We start from the raw sequence: 21,787 nt of genomic DNA on the forward strand, positions 1-21,787 counted from the left end.
TCTCAGTCGATCCGGATGCCGGCCGCCGCGATCACCGGCTCCCACTTCGCGATCTCGGCCGCGAGGAAGGCCGCCGCATCGGCCGGCGAGCTGCCGCGCACGACCTCGACCGTCATCTCCTCCAGCCGCCGGCGCAGCGGCTCGACCTCCAGCGCGCGATTGGTGGCGGCGTTGATGGCGTTGACGATGGGCGTCGGCGTGCCCGAGGGCACCAGCATCATGTGCCAGGTATAGGCCTCGTAATCCGGCACGCCGCCCTCGATGAAGGTGGGCAGGTCCGGCACCAGCGAGCTGCGCGTGCGCGTCGAGATGGCGAGCGGGCGCAGGTCGCCGCGCTGGATGATGGGCAGCGCGCCGGCCGCCACGTCGATCAGCATGGGGATGCGCCCCGAGAGCAGCTCCGGCATGGCCGGCGCGCTACCGCGGAAGGCGATGTGGTTCATCTTCAGCCCGCCCGCCATGTGCAGGAACAGCTCGGTCGCCAGGTGCACGGCGCCGCCATTGCCGCTGCTGGCATAGTCGTACTTGCCCGGATTGGCGCGGATCAGCGCGATGAACTCGGGCAGCGTGCGCGCGGGAAAATCCTTGTTGACCATCATGATCATCGGCACCTTGCCGACGAGCGCGACGGGCGTGAAATCCGCCACCGGATCGAAGGGCACGCGCGGGAACAGCGCCTTCACCACCGCATGGCCGATGGTGGAGTAGAGCACCGTCAGCCCGTCCTTCGGCGCCTTGGCCACGATGTCCGTGCCGATGACGATGCCCGAGCCGGTGCGGTTCTCCACCACCAGGCGGTTGGGCAGGTTGCGCGACATCTCGTCGGCGATGAGGCGCGCGGGAACGTCGGTCGGCCCGCCCGCCGCGAAGGGCACGACGAGGCGCACGGCCTGCGAGGGCCAGTCGGTGGTGGTCTGGGCGGAAAGGGGCGTGGTGGCGGCGAAGGGTGCGAGGGCACCCAATGCGAGGGCCTGGCGGCGATGCATGAACAATTCTCTCCCGTTTTCGTTGAGCGGGAGCCTGCCGCGATCAGTCCCCGGCTTCAATCCTTTTGCCGGTCTCGCCGTCGAAGACATGCAGCGATTCCGGCGGCAGCGCGAGCGTCATCGCGCCGTCCGCGTAACGAGCGCCGGGAAGGCGTGCGGTGAGCGGTGTGCCGTCGGCGAGCTTGCCGTGCAGTACGCTTTCGCCGCCCAGCGGCTCGACCAGCTCCACCATCACGTCGAGGCCGCCTTCGCCCAGGCGCAGATGCTCCGGCCGGATGCCGAGGGTGAGCTTTCGCCCCGCCGCGCCGGCGCGCGGGCCATCGACGAAGGGCAGGCGCAGGCCGCCCGCATCGAGGATCGCAGCGGCGCCGCCCGCCTCCAGCCTGGCGGAGAGCAGGTTCATCGAGGGGCTGCCGATGAAGCCCGCGACATAGGTATCGGCGGGCCTCTCCCAGATCTCCATCGGCGTCGCGATCTGCGCGGCGCGGCCCGCATTCATCACGACCAGGCGGTCGCCCAGCGTCATGGCCTCCACCTGGTCATGCGTGACGAAGAGCGAGGTGATGCCGAGGCGCCGCTGCAGCCGGCGGATCTCCGCGCGTAGTTCGACGCGCAGCTTGGCGTCGAGGTTGGACAGCGGCTCGTCGAAGAGGAAGAGCTTGGGCTCGCGCACGATGGCACGCCCCATGGCGACGCGCTGCCGCTGCCCGCCCGAGAGCTCGCGCGGCTTGCGGTGCAGCAGGTGACCGATGCCGAGCAGCCCCGCCGCCTCGTCCACGCGGCGCTGGATCTGGTCCTTCGGCAGACCGCGGATCTTCAGGCCATAGGCCATGTTCTGGAAGACCGACATGTGCGGGTAGAGCGCGTAGTTCTGGAAGACCATCGCGACGTCGCGATCGGCCGGCTCCAGCCCCTTCATGCTCTGCCCGGCGATCAGCACCTCGCCCGAGGTCTCGGTCTCGAGCCCGGCGACGATGCGCAGCAGCGTCGACTTGCCGCAGCCCGAGGCCCCGACGATGACGATCATCTCGCCATCCTTCACGTCGAGGTCGACGCCGTGCAGGACGGGCGTGGCGCCGAAGGACTTCTTCACGTCGCGCAGGGTGAGGGTGGCCATTACTTCTCGGTCTCCGTCAGGCCCTTCACGAACCATCGCTGCATGAGCACCACCACCGCCACCGGCGGCAGCAGCGCGAAGACGGCCGTCGCCATGATGACGTTCCACTCGTTCTGCTGGTCGCCCGTGCCGATCATCTTGGTGAGGCCGACGACAATCGTCTCCAGGCTGCGGTCGTTCACCATCAGCAGCGGCCAGAGATACTGGTTCCAGCCGTAGATGAAGAGGATGACGAAAAGCGCCGCGATGTTGGTGCGCGAGAGCGGCAGCACGACGTCGAGGAAAAAGCGGATCGGCCCCGCGCCGTCGATCTTCGCGGCCTCGACATATTCGTCGGGGATGGTGAGGAAGAACTGGCGGAAGAGCAGCGTCGCCGTCGCGCTGGCGATGAGCGGGATCACGAGGCCGGCCATGGTGTTGGTGAGGCCGAGATTCACCATCACCTGGAAGGTGGGGATGATGCGCACCTCCACCGGCAGCATCAGCGTGATGAAGATCAGCCAGAAGAAGACCATGCGTAGCGGAAAGCGGAAGAACACCACCGCATAGGCCGAGGTCAGCGAGATCGCGATCTTCCCCACGGCGATGAGAAGCGCCATCACGAGGCTGTTGACCAGCATCGTCCCGGCCGGGGTGCCCATATAGCGGCCGCCGCCCGCGGCCCAGGCCTGGGCGTAGTTCGGCAGGGCCTGGGCGCCCGGCAGCAGCGGCACCTCGCCGCGCCCGATGGTGTTCACGTCATGCGTCGAGCCGATGAGCGTCAGGTAGATCGGGAAGACGAAGATCAGCACGCCGAGAAGCAGGCAGAGATGCGTGACGAACTTCTCGCGCCGGTGCCGGCGGCGCGTGGCCTCGGCGAGCTCCTGGGTGGAGGCCGGCATCAGTAGTGCACCTTCCGCTCGATGTAGCGGAACTGGATCACCGTCAGCACCACCACCAGCAGCATGAGGATGACGCTCTGCGCCGAGCTGGAGCCGAGGTTCAGGTTGATCACGCCGTCGGTATAGACGCGATAGATCAGCGTCTCGGTCGCCTTGCCGGGGCCGCCCTGCGTCAGGCTGTGGATCACGCCGAAGGTGTCGAAGAAGGCGTAGACGAGGTTCACCACCAGCAGGAAGAAGGCGGTGGGCGAGAGCAGCGGGAAGATGATGGTCCAGAAGCGCCGCGTGGGCCGTGCGCCGTCGATCGCGGCGGCTTCGAGGACGGCTTTCGGGATGCTCTGCAGCCCCGCGAGGAAGAAGATGAAGTTGTAGCTGACCTGCTTCCAGGCGCTGGCCATGATGACCATCAGCATCGCCTGGTTGCCGTTCAGCCGGTAGTCCCAGGGAACGCCGAGGCCGTTCAGCATGCGGCCGAACAGCCCGATATTCGGATGGAACATGAAGAGCCAGAGCACGGCGGCGATGGCCGGCGCCACCGCATAGGGCCAGATCAGCAGCGTCTTGTAGGCATTCGCGCCGCGGATGTGCTTGTCCGCCTGCACGGCCAGGAACAGCGCCGAGCCCAGCGCCAGCGTCGCGACGGAGCCGGAGAAGAGCAGCGTGCGCCCCGCGGCATCGAGCCAGGTCTGGTCGTGCAGCACGTCCAGGAAATTCTCGAAGCCGACGAATTCGGTGGAGAGGCCGAAGGCGTCCTCGCGCAGGAAGGACTGGTAGACGGCCTGCCCCGCCGGCCAGAAGAAGAAGATGGCCGTGATGGCGAGCTGCGGCAGCAGCAGCAGATAGGGCAGCAGCGTGCCCTTGAAGATCACCTTCTTCATGTCGCTTCGCCTGCCTGGCCCTGGGTCATCGCTTCCGTGCCGGCGCCGGCCCGTCCAGCGCCGATCGCGGTCCGGCGCCCGCCTCCGTCCGGCCGCCCGGGCCTCGCGGAGAGGGGCGGGGGCGTCATCAGCCCCGGTTCGCCCGCTCGAAGTTGCGGAGCACGACGTTGCCGCGGGTCGTGCCCGCCGCCATGGCCTGCTCGGCGCTCTGCTGGCCCTGCAGCATCTTCTCCATCTCTTCCTGGATGATGTTGCGGATCTCGATGAGGCCGCCCAGCCGCAGGCCGCGCGTGTTGTCGCTCGTCGTGCCGCGCAGCATCTGCTCGATCGGCACGTCGGCGCCCGGATTGCGCTGGTAGTAGTCGGTCTTCTTCACGGCCTCGAAGGAAGCGCGGGTCAGCGGCAGGTAGCCCGTGTCGGTGTGCCACTTGGCGCCCACCTCGGTGCCGCTGATGTATTTGTAGAACTCGGCCACGCCCCGGTATTCGGCGGCGGAGCGCGTGTCCCGCGGGCCCTTGTTCATCGTCCAGAAGCTCGCGCCGCCGATGATGCTGTTGCCCGGCGCGCGGGGCGTGCCGTCGAAATAGGGCAGCATGCCCACGCCCCACTGGAACCGCGCCTCGTTGCTGATGCGCGCGCGCAGGCCCGAGGAGGACATGGTGATGGCCACCTGGCCCGAGGGGAACAGCGCGTCCGCCGCATTGTCGCGGCCGCCGTAGCGGTAGAGCCCCTCGCGCGACCAGTTCTGGAGGTTGGCCATGTGCTTCAGCACCAGCGGATTATTGATCCGCAGTTCGGTGCCCAGCCCGGCGAAGCCGTTGGCCAGTGTGGCGAAGGGAATGTCGTGGATGGCGCTGAACTGCTCGAGATTCAGCCAGGTCGGCCAGGAGGTGGTGAGCGGCGCCTCGATGCCCGCGGCCTTCAGCGCGCGCATCGCCTGCTCCACGCCTTCCCAGGTCGTCGGGAACTGGTCCGGGTTCAGGTTGGCCCGGCGGAACATGTCCTTGTTGTAGAAGACGACCGAGGTGCTGCTGTTGAAGGGCATCGACATCTGCCGGCCGTCGGCCGCCGCGTAGTAGCCGCGGACGCCGGGGAGGAAGTCGTTGAAGTCGATCTGCACGCCGGTCTCGGCCAGCAGCTCGTAGACCGGCTTCACCGCACGGCCGGCGGCCATCATGGTGCCGGTGCCGACCTCGAACATCTGCACGATGTGGGGCGCCTGGTTGGCGCGGAAGGCGGCGATCGCGGCCACCATCGTCTCGGGGTAGGAGCCGCGGAAGGACGGCGCGATCTTCACCGCCGTCTGGCTGGCGTTGAAATCGGCGACGATCTTCTCGAGCAGGCCGCCGAGCGGCTGGGGAAGCCCATGCCAGAACTGCAGCTCAAGGGGGCCGCCCTGGGCGAGCGCCGGCGCGGCGAGGGGCAGGGCGGCAGCGGCGATGGCCGCCTGTCCGAAGGAACGACGCAGCATGTGGAGCACTCCCGGGATTTCATCGACGTGTGGCGGTTATTCCTCCGCCATTACGTCCATGTGACACCAAGAAGTCAGTTCCGTGAAGCAGATTTGACCTGGAGGAGCTGTTGGTACAGCGCGGGGTCCGTCGCGCCCTCGGTTCCGAAGATCAGCACGCGGCTGTCGGCGCCCAGCCCCAGGGCGGCGCGGGCCTCCGGCGCGTCCCAGGCGCGCTGCAGCGCGACATAGCCGGCGACGGCGCTTTCCCCCGCCTCCACGCCCTGCGCGGCCAGGGCCTGCATGGCGCCGGGCACGGCGCCATCCGGCAGGGCCATGGAGGCGAAGGCGCTGCGCTCGAGCTCCTGCCAGGCCAGCATCGAGGGCTCGCCGCAGGCCAGCCCGGCCATGAGCGTGTCGAGATCGCCGCCGACAGTGGTGAAGGCGCCCGCCTCCAGGCTGTCGGTCAGGCAGGCGGCGCGCTCGGGCTCGGCGATGACGAGCTTCGGGCCCGGTCCGCACATGGCCCGCAGCTGCACCGCCACGGCCGCCGCCACGCCGCCCACCCCGCCGGGCACGAAGACATGGGTGGGCGCCTGCGGCAGGGCGGCGATCGCCTCCTCCGCCATCAGCCGGTAGCCCTGCATCACGTCGCGCGGCGGTTCCGTGTAACCGGGATAGGAGGTGTCGCTGATGACGAACCAGCCCTCGGACTGGGCCGTCTCCTGCGCGGCACGGACGCTGTCGTCGTAATTGCCAGCGACCTCGCGGATCTCGGCGCCGTAGCGGGCGATGGCGTCGCGCCGGCCCTGGCTGACATGCTGGTGCACGAAGATCACGCAGCGCGCGCCGAAGCGCTGCGCGCCCCAGGCGACGGAGCGGCCATGGTTGCCGTCGGTCGCGCAGGTGACGGTGATCTGGCGCGCGGCGTCGCGATGCGCGCCCGCTTCCAGCTCCGCGCCGGTGGCGCTGTTGGCGACGCCGCGCTTCGCCAGCTCGGCCGTGATCAGCTTCAGAACGGCATAGGCGCCGCCCAGCGCCTTGAAGCTGCCGAGGCCGAAGCGCGATCCCTCGTCCTTGTAGTGGACGCTGGCGGGCCCCGCGAAATCCAGCGGCCGCAGCGGCGTGGGCGCGTAGCCGGGCCAGGAGGAGATCTCGGCACGGGCGCGGCGGTAGCCGCCCTCCGGCAGGATGACGAGGCCCGGCGTGCCGGGATTGCGGTTCAGGACCAGGCGGAAATCGCTCATCTGAAGAACTTGGCGCCGGATGCCGTGCCGGGCAATCTGGCGCCATGAAGATCACGATCCTGGGCGGCGGCGGTTTCCTCGGCCGCAAACTGGCGCAACGTCTGGCGGCGGAGGGCGGGCTGGACGGCCGGCCCATCGCCGAGCTGACCCTTTTCGACCTCGCGGAGCCCGCGCCGCTGGAGGCGCCCTTCCCGGTGCGCCGCCTGGCCGGCGACGTCGCCAGCGCGGCGGACGTGGCGAAGGCCGTCCCGGAGGGCACCTCCGTCGTCTTCCACCTCGCCGCCGTGGTGAGCGCCGCGGCCGAGGCCGATTTCGACCTCGGCATGCGGGTGAACCTGCATGGCACGCTGGCGGTCATCGAGGCCTGCCGGAAGCTCTCCACCCCGCCGCGCGTCCTCTTCACCTCCAGCGTCGCGAGCTTCGGCGGCGGCCAGTCGGCCCTGCTGCCCGACGAGGCGCGCCAGGTCCCCGGCAATTCCTACGGCGCGCAGAAGGCCGCGGCCGAGCTGCTGCTGGCCGATGCCTCGCGCCGCGGCATGCTCGACCTCGTCTCCATCCGCCTGCCGACGGTGATCGTGCGCCCCGGCCGCCCGAACAAGGCGGCCTCCTCCTTCGTCTCGGCCATCCTGCGCGAGCCGCTGCTGGGCCTGGAGACGCCGTTGCCGGTCGGCGAGGATTTTCGGGTGTGGGTCTGCTCGCCGCGCCGCGCCGTCGACTGGTTCCTGCATGCCGCCGTGATGGACACGGCGCCGCTTGGCATCGATCGCGGCGTGAACCCGCCGGGCCTCGCCGTCAGCGTGGGCGAGATGCTGGCCGCGCTGACCCCGGCCGAGCGGGCCCTGGTCAGGTCCGAGCCCGATGCGGTGATCGCCGGCATCGTCGGTGGCTGGCCGGCCGAGTTCGCGGCGACGCGCGCGAAGAAGCTCGGCTTCGCGCCGCAGGAGGGCGTGCCGGCCATCCTGGCCGCCTTCCGCGAGGACGACCTCGCGGCCACGCGCGCCGACCGGGGGATGTAACGGCGCGCGGCGCCTCAGACCGGCGCCGCGGCCGCGACTTCGGCCGGGAAGACCGCCACTGGCTTGCCGGCCTGCCACTGCACCAGCACGGGGTTGGCGCGCGTGTTCTGGCCGCGCTCGTCCATCCGGAAGCCCCAGCCATTGGGCAGGCTGCCCTCCGGGAGGTCGAGCGCCGCGAGGGCCGCGCGCAGGGCCGCGCGCTCCGGATTGGGCTGGCTCAGCACCAGCTGCGCGCCCGCGAAGGCGGCGAGCGACAGGCCCGAGCGCGGCGGCGTGCCCCAGCGGCGCTGATAGGCCTCGGCGAAGGGGCGGGCACCGGGCGCCCGGCGATCGGCCGTCTCGATCGGTGGCACGTCCAGCGCGAAGGCCGAGTCGAGCGCGGGCCCGATCGCGCGGGCGAGGTCGGCGAGGCCCCAGGCCAGCCCCGCGCCGATGATGGCGGAGGGGCGCCAGGCGGCCTCGGCCAGCGCGCGGAACAGCGAGATGGCGTCGCCCTCGCCGGCGGCGTGGATCAGCACGTTCACGCCGGCCGCGCGCAGGCGATGGATCATGGCCGGCATCTCGGTGGTGCGCGCGGCATGCGGCAGCCGCTCGACCACCAGAACCTGCGCCTCGCGCAGCTGCGTCTCGAGCGCCAGCGCGATGCTTTCCGAGGAAGACCCGTTCTCATGCAGCACGGCCACCCGCAGCGCCTCGGCCGGCAGGCCGAGATGCACGGGCAGGCAGCGCGTCAGCGCCTCGGCGCCCAGCCGCGCATAGTCGGTGGCGCGGGGCGCGGTGCGGACCAGCAGCCGGGCGCCGCGCTCGGTGAGGCTGTCCGCCGGGGCGGCGAGCTCGACGAAGGGCGTCTCCAGCGCCTCGGCCGCCTGGATCGCGGCCTGGCTGACCAGGGCCGAGACGCTGCCGAAGAGAAGGGTCGCGCGCTCCTGCTGGATCAGCCGGCGCGCCTCGGTCAGCGTCTGGGCGGGCTCGGTGACGTCGGCGCGCAGAAGACGGATGGGGCGGCCGCCCGCGGCGTTCCGCTCCTCGACCGCGAGCTCGAGCCCGCGGGCCGCCTCGTCGCCCAGCAGCGCCGCGCCGCCGGAGAGCGGGAAAAGGGCGCCGACGCGCCATTCCGGCGCCGGCGTCTGCGCAAGCGCGGGGGCGGCCAGGAACGGCAGCGAGAGAGCGAGGCGGCGGTGCATGCCCGCCCATTTTCCGCCCCAATCACGCGCGGCGCAATCGTCGAAACGACGATCCTGTTTCCGGAACAGGCGTTTGGCGGCGCCCCGGCTTGACGCTTCCCGGCCACGCGCGGAATTTGCCCCGGAATTCGGAGGACTACCGCCCATGAACATGACCTATATCGCCCACGGCGCCGGCGGCGCCCCCGAGGTGATGACCGTGGCGACCGGCCCGGCGCCTACCCCCGCGGCGGACGAGGTTCTCATCAAGGTCGAGGCCGTGGGCGTGAACCGCCCCGACGTGGCCCAGCGCACCGGCAGCTATCCGCCGCCGCCCGGCGCCTCGCCCATCCTGGGCCTGGAATGCGCGGGCGAGGTGGTCGCCGTCGGCGCCGAGGTGACGTCCTTCAAGGTCGGCGACAAGGTCTGCGCGCTGACCAATGGCGGCGCCTATGCCGAGTACTGCACCGCGCCGCAGAGCCAGACCCTGCCCTGGCCCAAGGGCTACGACGCGATTCGCGCCGCTGCCGTGCCCGAGACCTATTTCACCGTCTGGGCCAACCTCTTCGGCACGTCGCATGCGGCCGGCGGCAACCTGCAGCCCGGCGAGACGGTGCTGATCCATGGCGGCAGCTCGGGCATCGGCCTCACGGCGATCCAGCTCGCGAAGGAATTCGGCTGCACGGTCATCACGACCGTCGGCTCCGAGGACAAGTGCGAGGCGGTGCGCAAGTTCGGCGCCGACCATGCCATCAACTACCGCACGCATGACTTCTTCGAGGAGGTGAAGCGCATCACCGACGGCAAGCTGGTCGACGTGGTGCTGGACATGGTGGGCGGCCCCTACTTCGCGCGGAACATCCGCTCCCTGAAGCTGGACGGCCGGCTGTCCATCATCGCCTTCCTGAACGGCTTCATGGCTTCCGAGGTGGACCTCCGGCCCATCATGGTGAAGCGCCTGACCGTCACGGGCAGCACGATGCGCCCCCGCACCACCGCGCAGAAGGCCGAGATCGCTGATGCGCTGCGGGAGAAGGTCTGGCCGCTGCTGGCGCAGGGCAAGGCGGGCCCGCACATCCACGCGACCTTCCCGCTGGCCGAGGCCGCCAAGGCCCATGCGCTGATGGAAAGCAGCCAGCACATCGGCAAGATCGTGCTGAAGGTTTAGGTCGCCACGATGAGCCAGGGCAGGGCCCTCCAGCTCCTCCTGCTGGTGGTCCTGTTCTTCGGCGGCATCTGGCCGCTGACGAAGCACGCCTATCAGTTCGCCACGCCTTTGTGGTTCGGCTTCGCCCGGGCCGGGCTGGCGGCGGTGGCGACGGGGGCGGCGATGGCCGCCTTCGGGCGCTTCCATGTGCCGCCGCGGCGCGACTGGCTCGTCATCGCGGTGCTCGGGCTGCTGCAGATCGGCGGCTTCTTCGCGCTGTCCCACGCCGCGCTGGCCATGGTGCCGGCCGGGCGCACCGCCATCCTCTGCAACGTCACCATCTACTGGCTCGTGCCGCTCTCGGTCTGGTTCCTGGGGGAGAGGGTCTCGACCCAGCGATGGGTCGCGGCCGGCATCGGCCTGGTGGGCGTCCTCGTCATGATGGGGCCCTGGGCCATCGACTGGGCGGCACCCGGCGTGCTGCTGGGCCACGGGATGCTGCTGCTTTCCGCCCTGTTCTGGAGCATCGCCATCGTGGTGACGCGCCTCCGGCCGCCCTCCCGGCCGATCATGGAGCTGCTGCCCTGGGTCTTCGCCGTGGCCGCGCTGGTCGTGCTGCTGCCGCTCGCCCTCTGGCTGGAGCCCTTCTCGGCCGGCGGCGGAATCGGCCACCAGGCGATGTGGATCGCCGCCTTCATCGGCCTGATCGCCGCGCCCATCGGCACCTGGGCGAATGTGGAGGCCGCGCGGCACCTCAATGCCGTGGTGGCCTCGGTGGGCTTCCTGATGGTGCCGGTCTTCGGCGTGACGCTGGCCGTGATGTGGCTAGGCGAGCCGCTGGGCTGGGATCTCATCGTCGGCGGCACCCTGGTGGTGCTGAGCGTCGTCCTGGCTGCTAAAGGCTGAGGCCATGAAGCTGAACGTCATCGAGATGGGTGAGGGCAGTCCTGTCCTCCTCCTCCACGGCCTCTTCGGGGCGGGGCGGAACTGGGGCGGCATCCAGAAGCGGCTTGCGCAGCGCCACCGCGTGCTGGCGCCGGACCTGCGCAACCATGGCGAGAGCGCCCACGCGGCCGCCATGGGCTACGCGACGCTCGCCGAGGATATCGCGGAGCTCATCGCCGCGCGCGGCCTGCGCGCGCCCGCCGTGCTCGGCCATTCCATGGGCGGCAAGGTCGCCATGGCGCTGGCGCTGCGGCATGGCGCGATGGTCGGCCGGCTGGTGGTGGCCGATATCGCGCCCGTGACCTATCCGCCGGCGCTGCGCGGCTACATCGCCGCCATGCGCGCCATCCCGCTCCGCGAGGGGCTCACGCGCAAGGAGGCCGACGCCGCGCTGGAGCCGACCATCCCCGAGGCCGGGATCCGCGCCTTCCTGCTGCAGTCGCTGGACCTCTCCGCCCAGCCGCCGGCCTGGAAGCTCGGCCTGGCCGAGCTTTCCGCCGCCATGCCGGAGATCGAGGGCTTCTCGGAAACCGGCCGCTACGACGGGCCGACGCTCGTCCTCGCCGGTGCGCAGAGCCGCTATATCCGGCCCGAGAACCACGACCTCTTCCGCCGCTTCTTCCCGCAGGCGCGCTTCGCGGTGGTGGAGAAGGCCGGCCACTGGCTGCATGCCGACAACCCGCATGGCTTCCTGGCCGAGCTGGAGCCGTTCCTCGCATGACCGTCTTCCCCGTCACCTCGCTCCATGCGGGGCTGCTGGGGCTGCTGCTGCTCGTGCTCTCCTTCCGGGTCAGCCTCGTCCGGCGCGCGACGGACACGCCCTTCGGCACCGGCGACGATCCGCGGCTCGGGCGCGCCATCCGCGCCCAGGGCAACTTCGTCGAATATGCGCCGATCACGCTGCTGCTGCTCGTCCTGCTGGAAGCCGCCGGGGCCGCGCCGGGGCTGCTGCACATCCTGGGCGGGATGACGGTGGGCGGGCGCTTGCTGCATGCGCTGGGCATCTCGCCCGTGCGGGAGCGGCTGATCCTGCGCCAGATGGGCATGCTGCTGAGCTGGGCCGCGCTCGGCCTCGCGGCCTGCCTGCTGCTCTACGCCGCCACGCTCTGAGGCGGCTGCCCGCTAGATCAGCGTGATCTCGACGATTTCCGGCGGCACGCCGAAGCGCACCGGGATGCGGGAGGTGCCAAGGCCGCCCGAGACGATCAGCCGGCGCGATCCCTCCTGCACCAGCCCATAGGCGTAGCGGTTTCCGTAGCGCGAGGGCACGCGCGGCGAATAGCCGAGGATCCGCACCTGCCCGCCATGCGTATGCCCGCAGAGGGTGAGCGCCACGCGGTCCGGCGTGCGGGCGAAGATGTCCGGCTCATGCGCCATCAGGATGACCGGGGCGTTGTCGGTCACCTGGGCCAGCGTGCCGGGCAGGTCGTCCGCGCCGCGATTCCAGGCGAAGGCGATCTGGCTGTCGACGCCGGCGATCCAGAAGCCCTGCGGCAGCCGGACGGCCGCGTTCTGCAACGGCCGGATGCCGGCGAGCCGCATGCCGCGCAGCCATTCCGGCTCGCCGCCGCGCCGCGCGACGGCCTCGGCATCTTCCCACCAGTCGTGGTTGCCCGCGATGCAGAAGGAGCCGAGGGGGGCGCGGAGCCCGCCCAGGATTCCGGCGATCTCGGCCGGGCGATAGGGCGTGCGGACCAGGCGGCTCATCGGCCCGTAGTCCCCCAGCAGGAGAACCATGTCGGGCGCCAGGGCGTTCGTCGTGTCGACGATATGGGCCACACGGTTCGCGGTCACCAGCGGCGCGCCGACGTGCAAATCGGCCAGCACGGCGATCTTCACCCGCAGGCCGGGCGGCCAGCCGGGCAGCGTCAGCGCATAGCGCGTGACGGCTGGCCCGCTGAAGGGCTGGTAGCCGAAGCCATAGGCGCCGCTCGAGACGCCGACGAGTCCGGCCGCGATCAGACTACGGCGCATCCACATGGCGGGGCGCATAGCATGTGGAAGGTGTCGGCTTGATGGCGGAAGGTTTGCCCTTGCACCAGGGGCCGCCACGGGCAACATGTGACGCAGGATGCTCGGAAATAGACCCCTCCTCACCGACTGGCCCGCGCCCGTGCGCTGGACACTCGGTCTCGGCCTTCTTGGCGTGTGCCTGTGGCTGCCCGCCGTGGTGGCGCTCTTCCGTTGATGGGCGCCTGGCGCGACCAGAAGCGCGCGCTTCGCCGCGAGTGGCGAGAGCGGAAGGCGCAGCTCCGGCAGCAGGTCCGCGGGGCCGGCCGTCCCGCCTCCGCGCCCTCGCCCTGGACCCCGGTGAACCAGCCGCGGCGGGTCTTCGGCTGGCGCGTCTGGATGCTGCCCGTCTTCCTCTGGCCGCTGATGCTCGACATCCCGGCGGAGATCGTCATGGGCCGGCCGCACCGGCTGGTGGGCTCGATCGCCGGCCTGGCCATCGCCTGGCTGGCGGCCAACCGCATGGCCCGCAGGAACGAGGGCGACACGCGCCGCGGCGCCATCATGATGGGCGTCTCCGCCGGCATCACGGCCTTCCTCGCCGCCGGCATGCCGCCGCCCATCGCCGTGCTGCTGGGCTTCGGCGCCTGGTTCGGCACGCGTCTCCTCACCCAGGACCTCGCCGCGACCGAGGTCGTTCCGGAACCGGTGCCCGAGGCGCCGGCTGAGCCTGACCGGCCCGATCCGCTCGAAGGCCCTCGCACCCAGCTCTCCCGCATCGCCGGCGCCGCGCCGCGGCTGCCGCTCAGCATGCAGCTGCTGGAGGCGGCGAGCGCCCTGCAGGGAGTCATCGAGGATCTCGAGGCGCGCCCGGCGCGGTTGCACGATGCGCGGCGCTTCCTCAACGTCCACCTCGACGGGCTCTCCCGCATCGTCGACCGGCTGGAGGCGGGCGCGGAGCCGCCGGAGACGCTGCCTGCCCTGCTGACCGACCTCGCTTCCTCCGCCCGCAAGCTGCGCAGCGAGCTCCGCTCCGCGGAAAGCGAGGCCCTCGACATCCAGGTGAAGGTGCTGTCCGAGCGGCTGCGCCAGGAAGGAACATGAGCGACACTCCCCTCACGCCGACCTCGCCCGCCGAGCCTCCCGTCCCCGCCGTTCGCGAGGAGGAGATCGCGCGTCTCGCCGCCGCCATCGAGCTCAAGGATCCGGGCACCATCCTGCGCTTCGGCGCCGCCGCGCAGTCCCGCGCCCAGGCGGCCGCCGATGCCATGCTGGAAGGTGCCCAGAACCGCGAGACGGGCGAAGCGGGCCAGACGCTCTCGGCCATGCTCTCGACCCTGCGTGGCTTCGACGTCGGCTCGCTGGCGGAGAAGCCGGGCTTCCTGCAGCGCATCTTCACCAAGGCCGGCGCGGATACCACCGCCATCGTCCAGCGCTACGAGGGCGTGCGCGACCAGGTGAGCGTCATCGGCGACAAGCTCGACACCCACCGCACCCGCCTGCTCGAGGATGTGGAGCGGCTGGAGCGGCTTTACACCGCCACGCTCGACTGGTTCCACGCCCTGGCCGACCACATTGAGGCCGGCGACCGCGTGCTGAAGCAGACGGATGCCGAGGTGATCCCGGCGCTGGAGGCCGCGGTGGCGAAGGAGGGCAGCCCGCTCGCCCCCCAGACGCTGCGCGACACGCGCGGCGCGCGCGACGAGCTGGAGCGCCGCGTGCACGATCTGCGGCTCACGCGGCAGGTCGCGATGCAGACCCTGCCGGCGATCCGCCTCATCCAGGAGAACGACAAGGCGCTCTCCTCGAAGATCCAGTCGGTGCTGGCCAATACGGTCCCGCTCTGGAGCCAGCAGCTGGCCCAGGCGCTGGCGATCCATCGCATGCGCGAAGCGGGCGCGGCGGTGAAGCAGGCGACGGACCTGACCAACAAGCTGCTCGTCGCCAATGCCGAGACGCTGCGCACCGGCAATGCCGAGGCCCGCAAGGAGCTGGAGCGCGGCAGCTTCGACATCGAGGCGATCCGGCAGGCCAATGCGGCCCTGGTGGGCACCATCGAGGACAGCCTGCGCATCGCCGACGAGGCCAAGAGCCAGCGCCGCGAGGCCGAAGCGCAGCTGATCGCCTGCGAGCAGGATATCCGCCGCTCGCTGACGGCGGCACGGGCCCAGGGCGCCGCCGGCGGCAGCGTGCCCGCGACGCGGTGAGGCCTCAGGACGCGGGCCGCATGCCGGTCCGCGTCACGGCCGTCAGCATGGCGGCCGCCGCGGCCATCAGGATAAAGGCCGTGAGGCCGTTCCCCCAGAAATCCGGACGCACCGCATAGAGCCAGGCGCTGGCGATGCCGCCCAGCGAGGCGCCGGTCTGGTAGATCGCATTCATGATGGAGTTGAGGCTGCCGCGCTCGGCCGGCGCGACCAGCGCCATGGCGCCGCCCAGCATCAGGGCCAGCATCAGGTCCCGGCTGAAGGCGAAGACGAAATAGGCCGTCGCCTGCAGCGCCATGCCGCCGCCGAGCGGGATCGTCAGCATCACCAGCGCGACCACCCCTGAGGCGACGGCGCAGGGCCCGAGCGGATGGGCGAAGCGGCGCGAGATCCGCCCCGCCAGCAGTGCGCCGAACAGGCCGCCGACCTCGGCGAGGAGGAACAGCGCGCCGATCGCCCCCGCGCCATATCCGGGAAGTCCCGCCTGCAGCAGCCAGCTCGGATAGAGGCCGAGGAAGACGAAGAGCGCCAGCGCCCAGGCGAGGTGGGAGAGCAGGAACAGCCGCGTGGCCGTGTCCAGCGAGAGGGATAGCAGGCGGTTGCGATAGGTCCGCGCGGTGATCCGCCCCGTGGTGCGCGCCGCGGCGGGCGTCGGCGGCAGCCGCCAGGCCCCGATCGCGACCGCCAGTGCGACCGCGGCCAGGGCGACGAGCGGCAATTGCCAGGCGACCAGCCCGCCCAGGGTCACGCCCAGCGACATGGCGGCGAGGAAGGCGACCGGCGCGGCGGAGGTGATGTAGCCGGCGATGCGGGCCCGCTGCGGCGCCGGCACGTAATCGGCCATGGCGGCGAAGACCGAGGCGCCGACCATCGGCATGAAGATTCCGGTGGCGGCCCGCGCCAGGATGATCGGCACCGCCCCCCGAGCCAGGGCCGTGAGGAGGAAGAGCGCCGCGCAGGCCAGCGCCCCGGCGATGATGAAGGGCCGCCGCCCGAAGCGGTCGACGAAGGGGCCGAGGGCGAGGTTCGACACCAGCGCGAAGACCGGGAAGGCCGCCAGGACCAGCCCGGCCTCCCGCGGCGACAGCCCGACATCCGCCTGGATGAAGGGCAGCAGCGGGATCATCATCGCGATGTTGAAATTGACCACGAAGAAGGCGGCCCAGAGCACCAGAACCGCCGCCATGCCGCCCCCCTCGAATCGTCGGGCGATGATCACTGGATCCGGCCGGGATGTACAGAACGTACATGGAACAGATCGCCCGACCGATTGCGGTATGGGCCGGCCCGTTGCATAGGCCGGGGTCCATGCCCCCCTATGTGCTCACCATCCTGATGGCCGTGCCGCTCGCCGTCGTCTCGGCCGTCGCGGTCAGGGCGATGATCGCCCGGCCGATCCTGGACCACCCGGACGCCCGCAAGTCCCACACGCGGCCGACGCCCAAGGGCGGCGGCGTGGGGCCGGTGCTGGCCTTCATCGTGGGGATGCTCGCCTTCTACCATTTCTCCACCCTGGCGGAGACGCGCTTCACCGCGGTCGTCCTGGCGGCGGTCGCGATCGCCGCCGTCGCGCTGCTGGACGACCTCAAGGACTTCAGCTTCCTGGTGAAGCTCGGCGCGCAGGCCCTGGCGGCGGCGGCGGCGATGGCCACGGGCCTCGCGCTGAAGACGCTGGCCCTGCCGGGCATCGGCGAGGTGCAGCTGGGGCTGGTCGGCCTCGGGATCACGCTGTTCTGGATCGTCGGCTGCACCAACGCGGTCAATTTCATGGACGGGCTGGACGGGCTGGTGACCGGCGTCGTCGTGATCGCGAGCGCGACGCTGGCGGTGATCGCGGCGCTGGACCAGAGCTGGTTCGCGCATGCCGCCGCGATGTTCCTGCTGGCCGGCTTCGCGGGCTTCCTCCCCTTCAACTGGCACCCGGCACGGATTTTCATGGGAGATGTGGGCAGCCAGTTCGCGGGCTTCATGCTGGCGGTGCTGGGCGTGGCCGCCGCGGGCTTCGAGATGGGCCAGGTGAGCTTCCTGATCGTGCCGCTGCTGCTCTTCGGGCTGCTCTTCGACGCCACCTTCACGCTCGCGCGGCGGGCGCTGGCGGGGGAGCGCGTGAGCGCGCCGCACCGCTCGCATCTTTACCAGATGGCCCAGCGCAGCGGCGTCCCCGTCCGCGTCGTCGCGGGCGTGCATTGGGGCTTCGCGCTGTTCCACGCCGCGCTGGCCTTCTTGTTCCTGGTCCTGGCGCCGGCGGAGAAGCCGCTGGTGGTGCTGCCGGCCCTGGCCGTGCAGCTGGTCTGGGCGACCTATGTGATCCGGCGCATGCGGCAAACCGGAACGAGCTGGTAGCCGGGACCTCGTCGGTCCGGCTCTGCGATAGACGGCAGGTCGCGAAGGCCCCGCGCCTCCGGCAAGAACCGCTGGCCCTTGCCTCTTCACTGGATCGGAAAGGCCCTCAAGGGGCCCTGGCTCCCTCGGGCCCGATACCGTTCGCGGCATCAGGCTCCCGGGGCGTCCCGCCTCAGTCGGGCGAGATGACGTTGCAGCCGTCGCGGCCGCGCAGGCGGTCGCAGGCCTGCTGGGCGCCGGTCTGGCTGAGACCCGCGACGCGCGCCCGGAAGAGGGTGGCGCGACCCACCGAGACCGGCATCACATGCACCCGCCCGCCGATGCGGTTCTGCGCACCCTGCGCCGCCGACCGCGCCTGCTCGGGCGAGGTGAAGGCGCCGATTTGGATGCTCCAGGCGGCGTTGCTGGTGGCGGCCGGCCGGACGCCGGAGGCGAGCGTGCTGGCCTGGGCAGTGCCGATCAGGCCGAAGCGCGAACCGCTGGAGGGCGGCGGCGGCCGGGTGGCCACCAGCTGCGGCGAGAAGCGCGGGGACGGCGGCGCCGGGGGCTCCATCCGGGCACTGGCCTCCGCGAGGCGTGCGGCGCCCTGGGGCGTCGAGCCGTCGGGAATGGGATCCATGCGGGCGACGACCATGCGGTCCCCGCCGAATTCCCCGCCCATCGGCTCGCGGCCCGCGCTTTCGGCGAGGCGCGCGGCGCCCTCGGGCGTCGAGCCGTCGGGGATGGGCATCATGGCGACGACGCCGGGCGTGCCGCTCATCGGGACCAGTCCGCCGCCCGTGGAGGCGAGGCTGCTGTAATCGGAGGCCCGCGGCGACGGCGACGGCGCGGCCGAGGCCATGCGGACCGGCGCGATGCTGGGCTCCGCCGGCGGCAGCGAGGCGTATTGCGCGTTCTGCTCGCGGATCGAGCGGGCCTCGGCGAGGGCGGTCCGCATGGAGGCGTCCATGCGGCGCGGGCCGGGCGGCACGTTCAGCGGGATCTCGGCGGCGGCATAGACCTCGGACGGCGCGCGGCGCACCGGGCTCGAACGGATCACGTTGGGTCCGACCCGGGCGACGTAGTTGCGCGTCTCGGCCGGGAGGCCGCGGCTGTTGTAGAGGTAGTCCTCCAGGCGCCGCGGGCCGGCATTATAGGCGGCCAGGAAGGCCGGCGAGCCGTAGAGGTCGTACATCTGCCGTAGATAGGCGGCGCCGGCCATCAGGTTGTCGTAGGGGTGGTAGGGGTCGTCGCCGAGGCCGTGGCGGCTCTGCAGCTCGCGATAGGTGGCGGGCATCACCTGCATCAGGCCCATGGCGCCGACCGGCGAGGTGGCACGGGCGCGGCCGCCGGATTCCTGCCGCATCACGCTGCGGATCCACTGCTCGGGCACGTCGAAGCGCCGGGAGGCCTCGCGGATCCAGGGACCCCAGGGATCGCTGGCGGAGCCGGGCGGATCGTAGCTGCGCGGCGTGTGGTGGCGGGCGGAGGTGACGGCGCCGCCCTGGGGCGTGGTGCCGCAGGCGGCGAGAAGGGTCAGCACGGCAAACGCAGCCAACGGCTTAGCCAGCCGTCCCCTTCGGCGCGAAACGATGAGCTGCATTCCGTAGAAACTCCCCCTGTTCGCTGCGAACGAGGCACCCAGAACCACCCCCATGGAACCGGGTACAGCAGCGACGAAAACAAGCCGCACAGTGGGCGTGGCTGAGCCAGAACCTACCGTCGACACCGCCAAACGATCAAGCAAAGAAGTCCGTTCTAAGGCAAGTGTTGGCTCCCCGATGGCGGAATCAAGGAAGCTGCGGCATCATGGCCACATGTCCCGATTTGCGCGAATCAGCGTCTTGACCTTGGCCCTGGGCGCAGCCAGCTGCGGCGGCCCAGCCCCGACTCCGGCCTCCGACGGCGCGGCCCCGCTCGCGACCTCCGGCGTCGCGCGAGGGGTTGTGGTGGGGCTCCGCCCCCTGGGCTCGGCGCCCGCCTCCGAGTCCCGGCAGCGGGCCATGGCGCAGGTGATGCGCGTCTCGGCCGGCGGCGGCCAGGCGGCCCCGGCCTCGGCGGTGGAGGTCGTGGTCCGGCTGGAGCAGGGCGACCGGGACATCGCCTTCGTGCGCAGCGCCAGCGATGGCTTCCGCCTCGGCCAGCGGGTGACCCTGACGGCCGGCGATCATCCGGAGCTGCAGGCCAGCCGCTAGGGCGGCGCCTGCTCCGGCCGCTCCAGCGCCTGGCTCGAGCGCGTTTCCCGAGTCGCCGGGCGCTTCCGCCCGGCTTGGAAAGGCTCGGAGCCTCAGCCCCCCAGGCGCCGCGCGATCTCGAACAGCATGCGCTCCGTCCCGAAGCGGCCCACCAGCTGCACGCCGATCGGCCGCCCGTCCGGATGCGGCGTCGCCGGCACGTTGAGCCCGGGATAGCCCACGGCATTCACCCAGGTGGCGAAGACGTTCATCGCCCGCGGATGGCCGGGCCTGCCGTCGATCTCGCGGGGGAATTCGTCCTCCGCCGGCCAAGCTGGGGCGGCCGCGCTGGGCATCAGCAGCGCGTCGTACTCGCCCCAGGCGGCCGAGACATCGGCGCGGAAGGCGTTGAGCCGGTCCACCGCCTCGACCAGATCCGGGATCGACAAGGCCCGCCCGCGTTCCGCCATGGGGCGGAGCGACTCGCTGGAATCGCTGGCCCATCGCTCCGGGAAGCGGCTGGCCATGCGGGCGACGCCGGCGGCCGAAACGGTCCCCCAGATGTCGCGGATGGCCGCGAGATCATAGGGCGGCGCGGCCGGGACGACCTCGCAGTCCAGGCCGGCCAGGCGCTGCGCCGCCTCCGCCACGGCCTGGCGCACGAAGGGGTCGACCAGCTCCTCGCCATAGGCGTTCATCCAGCCGATGCGGATCGGACGATCCGTGGCGGCCGGCGGGTCGGCCGGCAGGCGCTGGGAGGTCGGGTCGCGCGGATCGGGGCCGGCGAGCGCGGCATAGAGCAGCTCGATGTCGCCGAGCGTACCGGCGACGAGGCCTAGGGCCTGGAAATCCATCGCCATCGGCGGAAAGCCCCAGCGCCGCGGCAGGCGCCCATTGGAGGGGCGCAGGCCGAAGAGGCCGGTATAGCTGGCGGGCAGGCGGGTGGAGCCGCCCGCATCCGTCGCGACCGCGAGCGGGATCATGCCCGAGGCGACCGCCGCCGTGGCCCCGCCGCTCGACCCGCCCGGCGTCAGCCGAGGGTCCATCGGGTGGCGCGTATGGCCGGTGATCGGGCTGAAGGTGCGTCCCGAAAGGGCGAATTCCGGCGTGCTCGTCTTGCCGACGATGACGGCGCCGGCGGCGCGCAGCCGTTCCACGACGATGTCGTCCCGGTCGGGCACATGGTCGCGGTAGAAGGTGCTGCCCCAGCGCGCGGGCATGTCCTTCACGAAGAGGTTGTCCTTCACGCCGACCGGGATGCCGTCCAGCGGGCCGAGCCGCCGCCCGGCCTGCTGCCGCGACTCGGCCTCGGCGGCGGCGGCGCGGGCCTGTACGGCGTCCACATGCGCCCAGGCGTGCAGCGTGTCGTCCAGCGCGGCGATGCGGGAGAGGCTTTCCTCCAGCAGGGCGGTGGGCGTCGTGGCGCCGGCGGCGAGGCGCGCGGCCATGCTCGTGGCGCTCTCGCGCGGCGGGAGTTCGGTCATCACCAATGTCCTGTGGGTTCTGGAGGGGCCTGGTCGGCGAGAAGCGTTCCGATTGCCGCGACCTCGCGGTGGAGCAGCTCCGCGACGCGTTCGATCCGCTCGGGCTTCAGGCGCTCCGAGATCGCGATGACGCAGAGGGAAGCCGCCGGGGTCTCGAGGCCGCCGAAGGGGACGGCGACGCCGCGATAGCGCGCGACGAAGCGGCCGGTGCTGACCGTGTGCCCGCGCTCCCGCGCCGCGGCCAGCTCCGTGCCGACGCGCTCGGCGGTGAGGCGGTAGCGGCCGTAGCGCGCGGCATTGGCGATCACGAGCGCCTCGCCCTCGGGGGCGGGCAGGGCGGCGAGAACGGCCAGCGCCCCCGCGCCCACGCCTAGCGGCCGGCGGTTGCCGATCTCCTGTGGCAGGGCTTTGATCGGGAAGCTGCCCTCCCGGCGGTCCAGCGTGAGCGCGTCGTCGCCGCTCCGGACCGTGAGGTAGACCGAGTCCCCCGTGGCCTCGGCGATGCGCTGCAGGACGGGCGCGCAGATCTTCCGCAGGTCCAGGCGCGGCGCGGCGGCCAGGCCAAGCTCGTAGAGCAGGGGGCCGGCCCGGTAGGTGCGGGTCGCGGGGTCCTTGGCCAGCAGCTCCTCGTCGACCAGGGCCTGGAGCATGCGGTGCACCGTCGAGGGCACGAGGCCGGTGGCGGCGGAAAGCTTGCTGAGCGACGCGCCGCCGCCCCGCGCGGCGGCGATCTCCCGCAGGAGGGCCGCGGTGCGGTGGATGCTCTGGGCGCCGTCGCGGTAGCGAGGTGCCTCGGCCCCCTTAAATTCCATTATGTGGA

General features: G+C 71.5%; 21 protein-coding genes. 9 read left to right on the forward strand and 12 right to left on the reverse strand.

Going from position 1 to position 21,787, the window contains the following annotated elements:
* Positions 1 to 2 precede the first annotated feature (2 nt).
* From KHU32_RS05615 to KHU32_RS05640, 6 genes are all read right to left on the reverse strand, one after another.
* Positions 3 to 986 (reverse strand): Bug family tripartite tricarboxylate transporter substrate binding protein, encoded by a 984-nt coding sequence (locus tag KHU32_RS05615; RefSeq protein WP_213669025.1) that lies wholly within the window; start codon positions 984 to 986, stop codon positions 3 to 5.
* A gap of 43 nt (positions 987 to 1,029) precedes the next feature.
* Positions 1,030 to 2,103, reverse strand: a complete 1,074-nt coding sequence (gene ugpC, locus KHU32_RS05620) for a sn-glycerol-3-phosphate ABC transporter ATP-binding protein UgpC (RefSeq protein ID WP_213669026.1) — start codon at positions 2,101 to 2,103, stop codon at positions 1,030 to 1,032.
* Positions 2,103 to 2,984: a sn-glycerol-3-phosphate ABC transporter permease UgpE gene (gene ugpE / locus KHU32_RS05625; RefSeq protein WP_213669027.1), complete on the reverse strand. Its 882-nt coding sequence runs from the start codon at positions 2,982 to 2,984 to the stop codon at positions 2,103 to 2,105. Before ugpE ends, ugpC begins: the two co-directional genes overlap by 1 nt.
* On the reverse strand, positions 2,984 to 3,862 hold the full coding sequence (gene ugpA, locus KHU32_RS05630) for a sn-glycerol-3-phosphate ABC transporter permease UgpA (protein WP_213669028.1): 879 nt from the start codon (positions 3,860 to 3,862) through the stop codon (positions 2,984 to 2,986). The genes ugpE and ugpA overlap by 1 nt, the downstream gene beginning before the upstream one ends.
* A 127-nt stretch (positions 3,863 to 3,989) precedes the next feature.
* Positions 3,990 to 5,333, reverse strand: coding sequence for a sn-glycerol-3-phosphate ABC transporter substrate-binding protein UgpB (ugpB, locus tag KHU32_RS05635; protein ID WP_213669029.1), 1,344 nt, complete (start codon positions 5,331 to 5,333; stop codon positions 3,990 to 3,992).
* Between the two features lie 74 nt (positions 5,334 to 5,407).
* Positions 5,408 to 6,559, reverse strand: coding sequence for a diaminopropionate ammonia-lyase (locus KHU32_RS05640; RefSeq protein WP_213669030.1), 1,152 nt, complete (start codon positions 6,557 to 6,559; stop codon positions 5,408 to 5,410).
* Between the two features lie 44 nt (positions 6,560 to 6,603).
* On the opposite strand from KHU32_RS05640, the gene denD reads away from it, so the two are divergent.
* Complete coding sequence (denD, locus tag KHU32_RS05645) at positions 6,604 to 7,575, forward strand: D-erythronate dehydrogenase (protein WP_213669031.1); 972 nt, start codon at positions 6,604 to 6,606, stop codon at positions 7,573 to 7,575.
* Positions 7,576 to 7,589: 14 nt separating this feature from the next.
* On the opposite strand, the gene KHU32_RS05650 is transcribed toward denD, so the two are convergent.
* Positions 7,590 to 8,759, reverse strand: coding sequence for an ABC transporter substrate-binding protein (locus tag KHU32_RS05650; RefSeq protein ID WP_213669032.1), 1,170 nt, complete (start codon positions 8,757 to 8,759; stop codon positions 7,590 to 7,592).
* Positions 8,760 to 8,910: 151 nt separating this feature from the next.
* On the opposite strand from KHU32_RS05650, the gene KHU32_RS05655 reads away from it, so the two are divergent.
* Genes KHU32_RS05655 through KHU32_RS05670 form a run of 4 tightly spaced genes read left to right on the forward strand, consistent with a single transcriptional unit; the run spans position 8,911 to position 11,940 of the window.
* On the forward strand, positions 8,911 to 9,906 hold the full coding sequence (locus tag KHU32_RS05655) for an NAD(P)H-quinone oxidoreductase (RefSeq protein WP_213669680.1): 996 nt from the start codon (positions 8,911 to 8,913) through the stop codon (positions 9,904 to 9,906).
* A 9-nt stretch (positions 9,907 to 9,915) separates the two neighbouring features.
* Positions 9,916 to 10,791 carry a DMT family transporter gene (locus KHU32_RS05660; RefSeq protein WP_213669033.1) on the forward strand — a complete coding sequence of 292 codons (876 nt, stop codon included), beginning with the start codon at positions 9,916 to 9,918 and terminating at the stop codon, positions 10,789 to 10,791.
* 4 nt (positions 10,792 to 10,795) lie between these two features.
* Positions 10,796 to 11,551 (forward strand): alpha/beta fold hydrolase, encoded by a 756-nt coding sequence (locus tag KHU32_RS05665; RefSeq protein WP_213669034.1) that lies wholly within the window; start codon positions 10,796 to 10,798, stop codon positions 11,549 to 11,551.
* Positions 11,548 to 11,940 carry an MAPEG family protein gene (locus KHU32_RS05670; protein WP_213669035.1) on the forward strand — a complete coding sequence of 131 codons (393 nt, stop codon included), beginning with the start codon at positions 11,548 to 11,550 and terminating at the stop codon, positions 11,938 to 11,940. The genes KHU32_RS05665 and KHU32_RS05670 overlap by 4 nt, the downstream gene beginning before the upstream one ends.
* Positions 11,941 to 11,952: 12 nt before the next feature.
* Here the strand turns inward: KHU32_RS05670 and KHU32_RS05675 are convergent, their stop codons facing one another.
* Positions 11,953 to 12,804, reverse strand: coding sequence for a metallophosphoesterase (locus KHU32_RS05675; RefSeq protein WP_213669036.1), 852 nt, complete (start codon positions 12,802 to 12,804; stop codon positions 11,953 to 11,955).
* A gap of 180 nt (positions 12,805 to 12,984) precedes the next feature.
* Here KHU32_RS05675 and KHU32_RS05680 point away from each other — a divergent pair, with 180 nt between their 5' ends.
* Together KHU32_RS05680 and KHU32_RS05685 are read left to right on the forward strand one after the other, a co-directional pair.
* The gene (locus KHU32_RS05680) at positions 12,985 to 13,884 is read left to right on the forward strand and encodes a hypothetical protein (protein ID WP_213669037.1); all 900 of its coding nucleotides are present in this window, start codon (positions 12,985 to 12,987) and stop codon (positions 13,882 to 13,884) included.
* Positions 13,881 to 14,987 carry a toxic anion resistance protein gene (locus tag KHU32_RS05685; protein WP_213669038.1) on the forward strand — a complete coding sequence of 369 codons (1,107 nt, stop codon included), beginning with the start codon at positions 13,881 to 13,883 and terminating at the stop codon, positions 14,985 to 14,987. Before KHU32_RS05680 ends, KHU32_RS05685 begins: the two co-directional genes overlap by 4 nt.
* 4 nt (positions 14,988 to 14,991) lie before the next feature.
* Here the strand turns inward: KHU32_RS05685 and KHU32_RS05690 are convergent, their stop codons facing one another.
* Entirely contained in the window at positions 14,992 to 16,173 is a 1,182-nt protein-coding gene (locus KHU32_RS05690) for an MFS transporter (protein WP_213669039.1), read from the reverse strand.
* A gap of 122 nt (positions 16,174 to 16,295) precedes the next feature.
* Here KHU32_RS05690 and KHU32_RS05695 point away from each other — a divergent pair, with 122 nt between their 5' ends.
* A complete protein-coding gene (locus KHU32_RS05695) occupies positions 16,296 to 17,330 on the forward strand; it encodes a glycosyltransferase family 4 protein (protein ID WP_213669040.1) in 1,035 nt (344 codons plus the stop codon).
* 172 nt (positions 17,331 to 17,502) lie between these two features.
* On the opposite strand, the gene KHU32_RS05700 is transcribed toward KHU32_RS05695, so the two are convergent.
* Positions 17,503 to 18,867, reverse strand: a complete 1,365-nt coding sequence (locus tag KHU32_RS05700; RefSeq protein ID WP_213669041.1) for a transglycosylase SLT domain-containing protein — start codon at positions 18,865 to 18,867, stop codon at positions 17,503 to 17,505.
* A 391-nt stretch (positions 18,868 to 19,258) separates the two neighbouring features.
* On the opposite strand from KHU32_RS05700, the gene KHU32_RS05705 reads away from it, so the two are divergent.
* A complete protein-coding gene (locus KHU32_RS05705) occupies positions 19,259 to 19,504 on the forward strand; it encodes a hypothetical protein (RefSeq protein ID WP_213669042.1) in 246 nt (81 codons plus the stop codon).
* Positions 19,505 to 19,596: 92 nt separating this feature from the next.
* Here the strand turns inward: KHU32_RS05705 and KHU32_RS05710 are convergent, their stop codons facing one another.
* Entirely contained in the window at positions 19,597 to 20,967 is a 1,371-nt protein-coding gene (locus tag KHU32_RS05710) for an amidase (protein ID WP_213669043.1), read from the reverse strand.
* Positions 20,967 to 21,779: an IclR family transcriptional regulator gene (locus KHU32_RS05715; protein ID WP_213669044.1), complete on the reverse strand. Its 813-nt coding sequence runs from the start codon at positions 21,777 to 21,779 to the stop codon at positions 20,967 to 20,969. Before KHU32_RS05715 ends, KHU32_RS05710 begins: the two co-directional genes overlap by 1 nt.
* Positions 21,780 to 21,787 lie beyond the last annotated feature (8 nt).

The sequence above is a fragment of the Roseococcus pinisoli genome, assembly GCF_018413645.1.
GTDB classification, from domain to species: Bacteria; Pseudomonadota; Alphaproteobacteria; order Acetobacterales; family Acetobacteraceae; genus Roseococcus; species Roseococcus pinisoli.

Bases quoted from the DNA above. Each gene is read 5' to 3' on its own strand.
- KHU32_RS05640 (WP_213669030.1), bottom strand. From the start codon at position 6,559: ATGAGCGATTTCCGCCTGGTCCTGAACCGCAATCCCGGCACGCCGGGC.
- KHU32_RS05650 (WP_213669032.1), bottom strand. From the start codon at position 8,759: ATGCACCGCCGCCTCGCTCTCTCGCTGCCGTTCCTGGCCGCCCCCGCG.
- denD (WP_213669031.1), top strand. From the start codon at position 6,604: ATGAAGATCACGATCCTGGGCGGCGGCGGTTTCCTCGGCCGCAAACTG.
- KHU32_RS05675 (WP_213669036.1), bottom strand. From the start codon at position 12,804: ATGCGCCGTAGTCTGATCGCGGCCGGACTCGTCGGCGTCTCGAGCGGC.
- KHU32_RS05690 (WP_213669039.1), bottom strand. From the start codon at position 16,173: ATGGCGGCGGTTCTGGTGCTCTGGGCCGCCTTCTTCGTGGTCAATTTC.
- KHU32_RS05670 (WP_213669035.1), top strand. From the start codon at position 11,548: ATGACCGTCTTCCCCGTCACCTCGCTCCATGCGGGGCTGCTGGGGCTG.
- ugpC (WP_213669026.1), bottom strand. From the start codon at position 2,103: ATGGCCACCCTCACCCTGCGCGACGTGAAGAAGTCCTTCGGCGCCACG.
- KHU32_RS05660 (WP_213669033.1), top strand. From the start codon at position 9,916: ATGAGCCAGGGCAGGGCCCTCCAGCTCCTCCTGCTGGTGGTCCTGTTC.
- ugpE (WP_213669027.1), bottom strand. From the start codon at position 2,984: ATGCCGGCCTCCACCCAGGAGCTCGCCGAGGCCACGCGCCGCCGGCAC.
- ugpB (WP_213669029.1), bottom strand. From the start codon at position 5,333: ATGCTGCGTCGTTCCTTCGGACAGGCGGCCATCGCCGCTGCCGCCCTG.
- ugpA (WP_213669028.1), bottom strand. From the start codon at position 3,862: ATGAAGAAGGTGATCTTCAAGGGCACGCTGCTGCCCTATCTGCTGCTG.
- KHU32_RS05710 (WP_213669043.1), bottom strand. From the start codon at position 20,967: ATGACCGAACTCCCGCCGCGCGAGAGCGCCACGAGCATGGCCGCGCGC.
- KHU32_RS05695 (WP_213669040.1), top strand. From the start codon at position 16,296: ATGCCCCCCTATGTGCTCACCATCCTGATGGCCGTGCCGCTCGCCGTC.
- KHU32_RS05655 (WP_213669680.1), top strand. From the start codon at position 8,911: ATGACCTATATCGCCCACGGCGCCGGCGGCGCCCCCGAGGTGATGACC.
- KHU32_RS05685 (WP_213669038.1), top strand. From the start codon at position 13,881: ATGAGCGACACTCCCCTCACGCCGACCTCGCCCGCCGAGCCTCCCGTC.
- KHU32_RS05665 (WP_213669034.1), top strand. From the start codon at position 10,796: ATGAAGCTGAACGTCATCGAGATGGGTGAGGGCAGTCCTGTCCTCCTC.
- KHU32_RS05715 (WP_213669044.1), bottom strand. From the start codon at position 21,779: ATGGAATTTAAGGGGGCCGAGGCACCTCGCTACCGCGACGGCGCCCAG.
- KHU32_RS05615 (WP_213669025.1), bottom strand. From the start codon at position 986: ATGCATCGCCGCCAGGCCCTCGCATTGGGTGCCCTCGCACCCTTCGCC.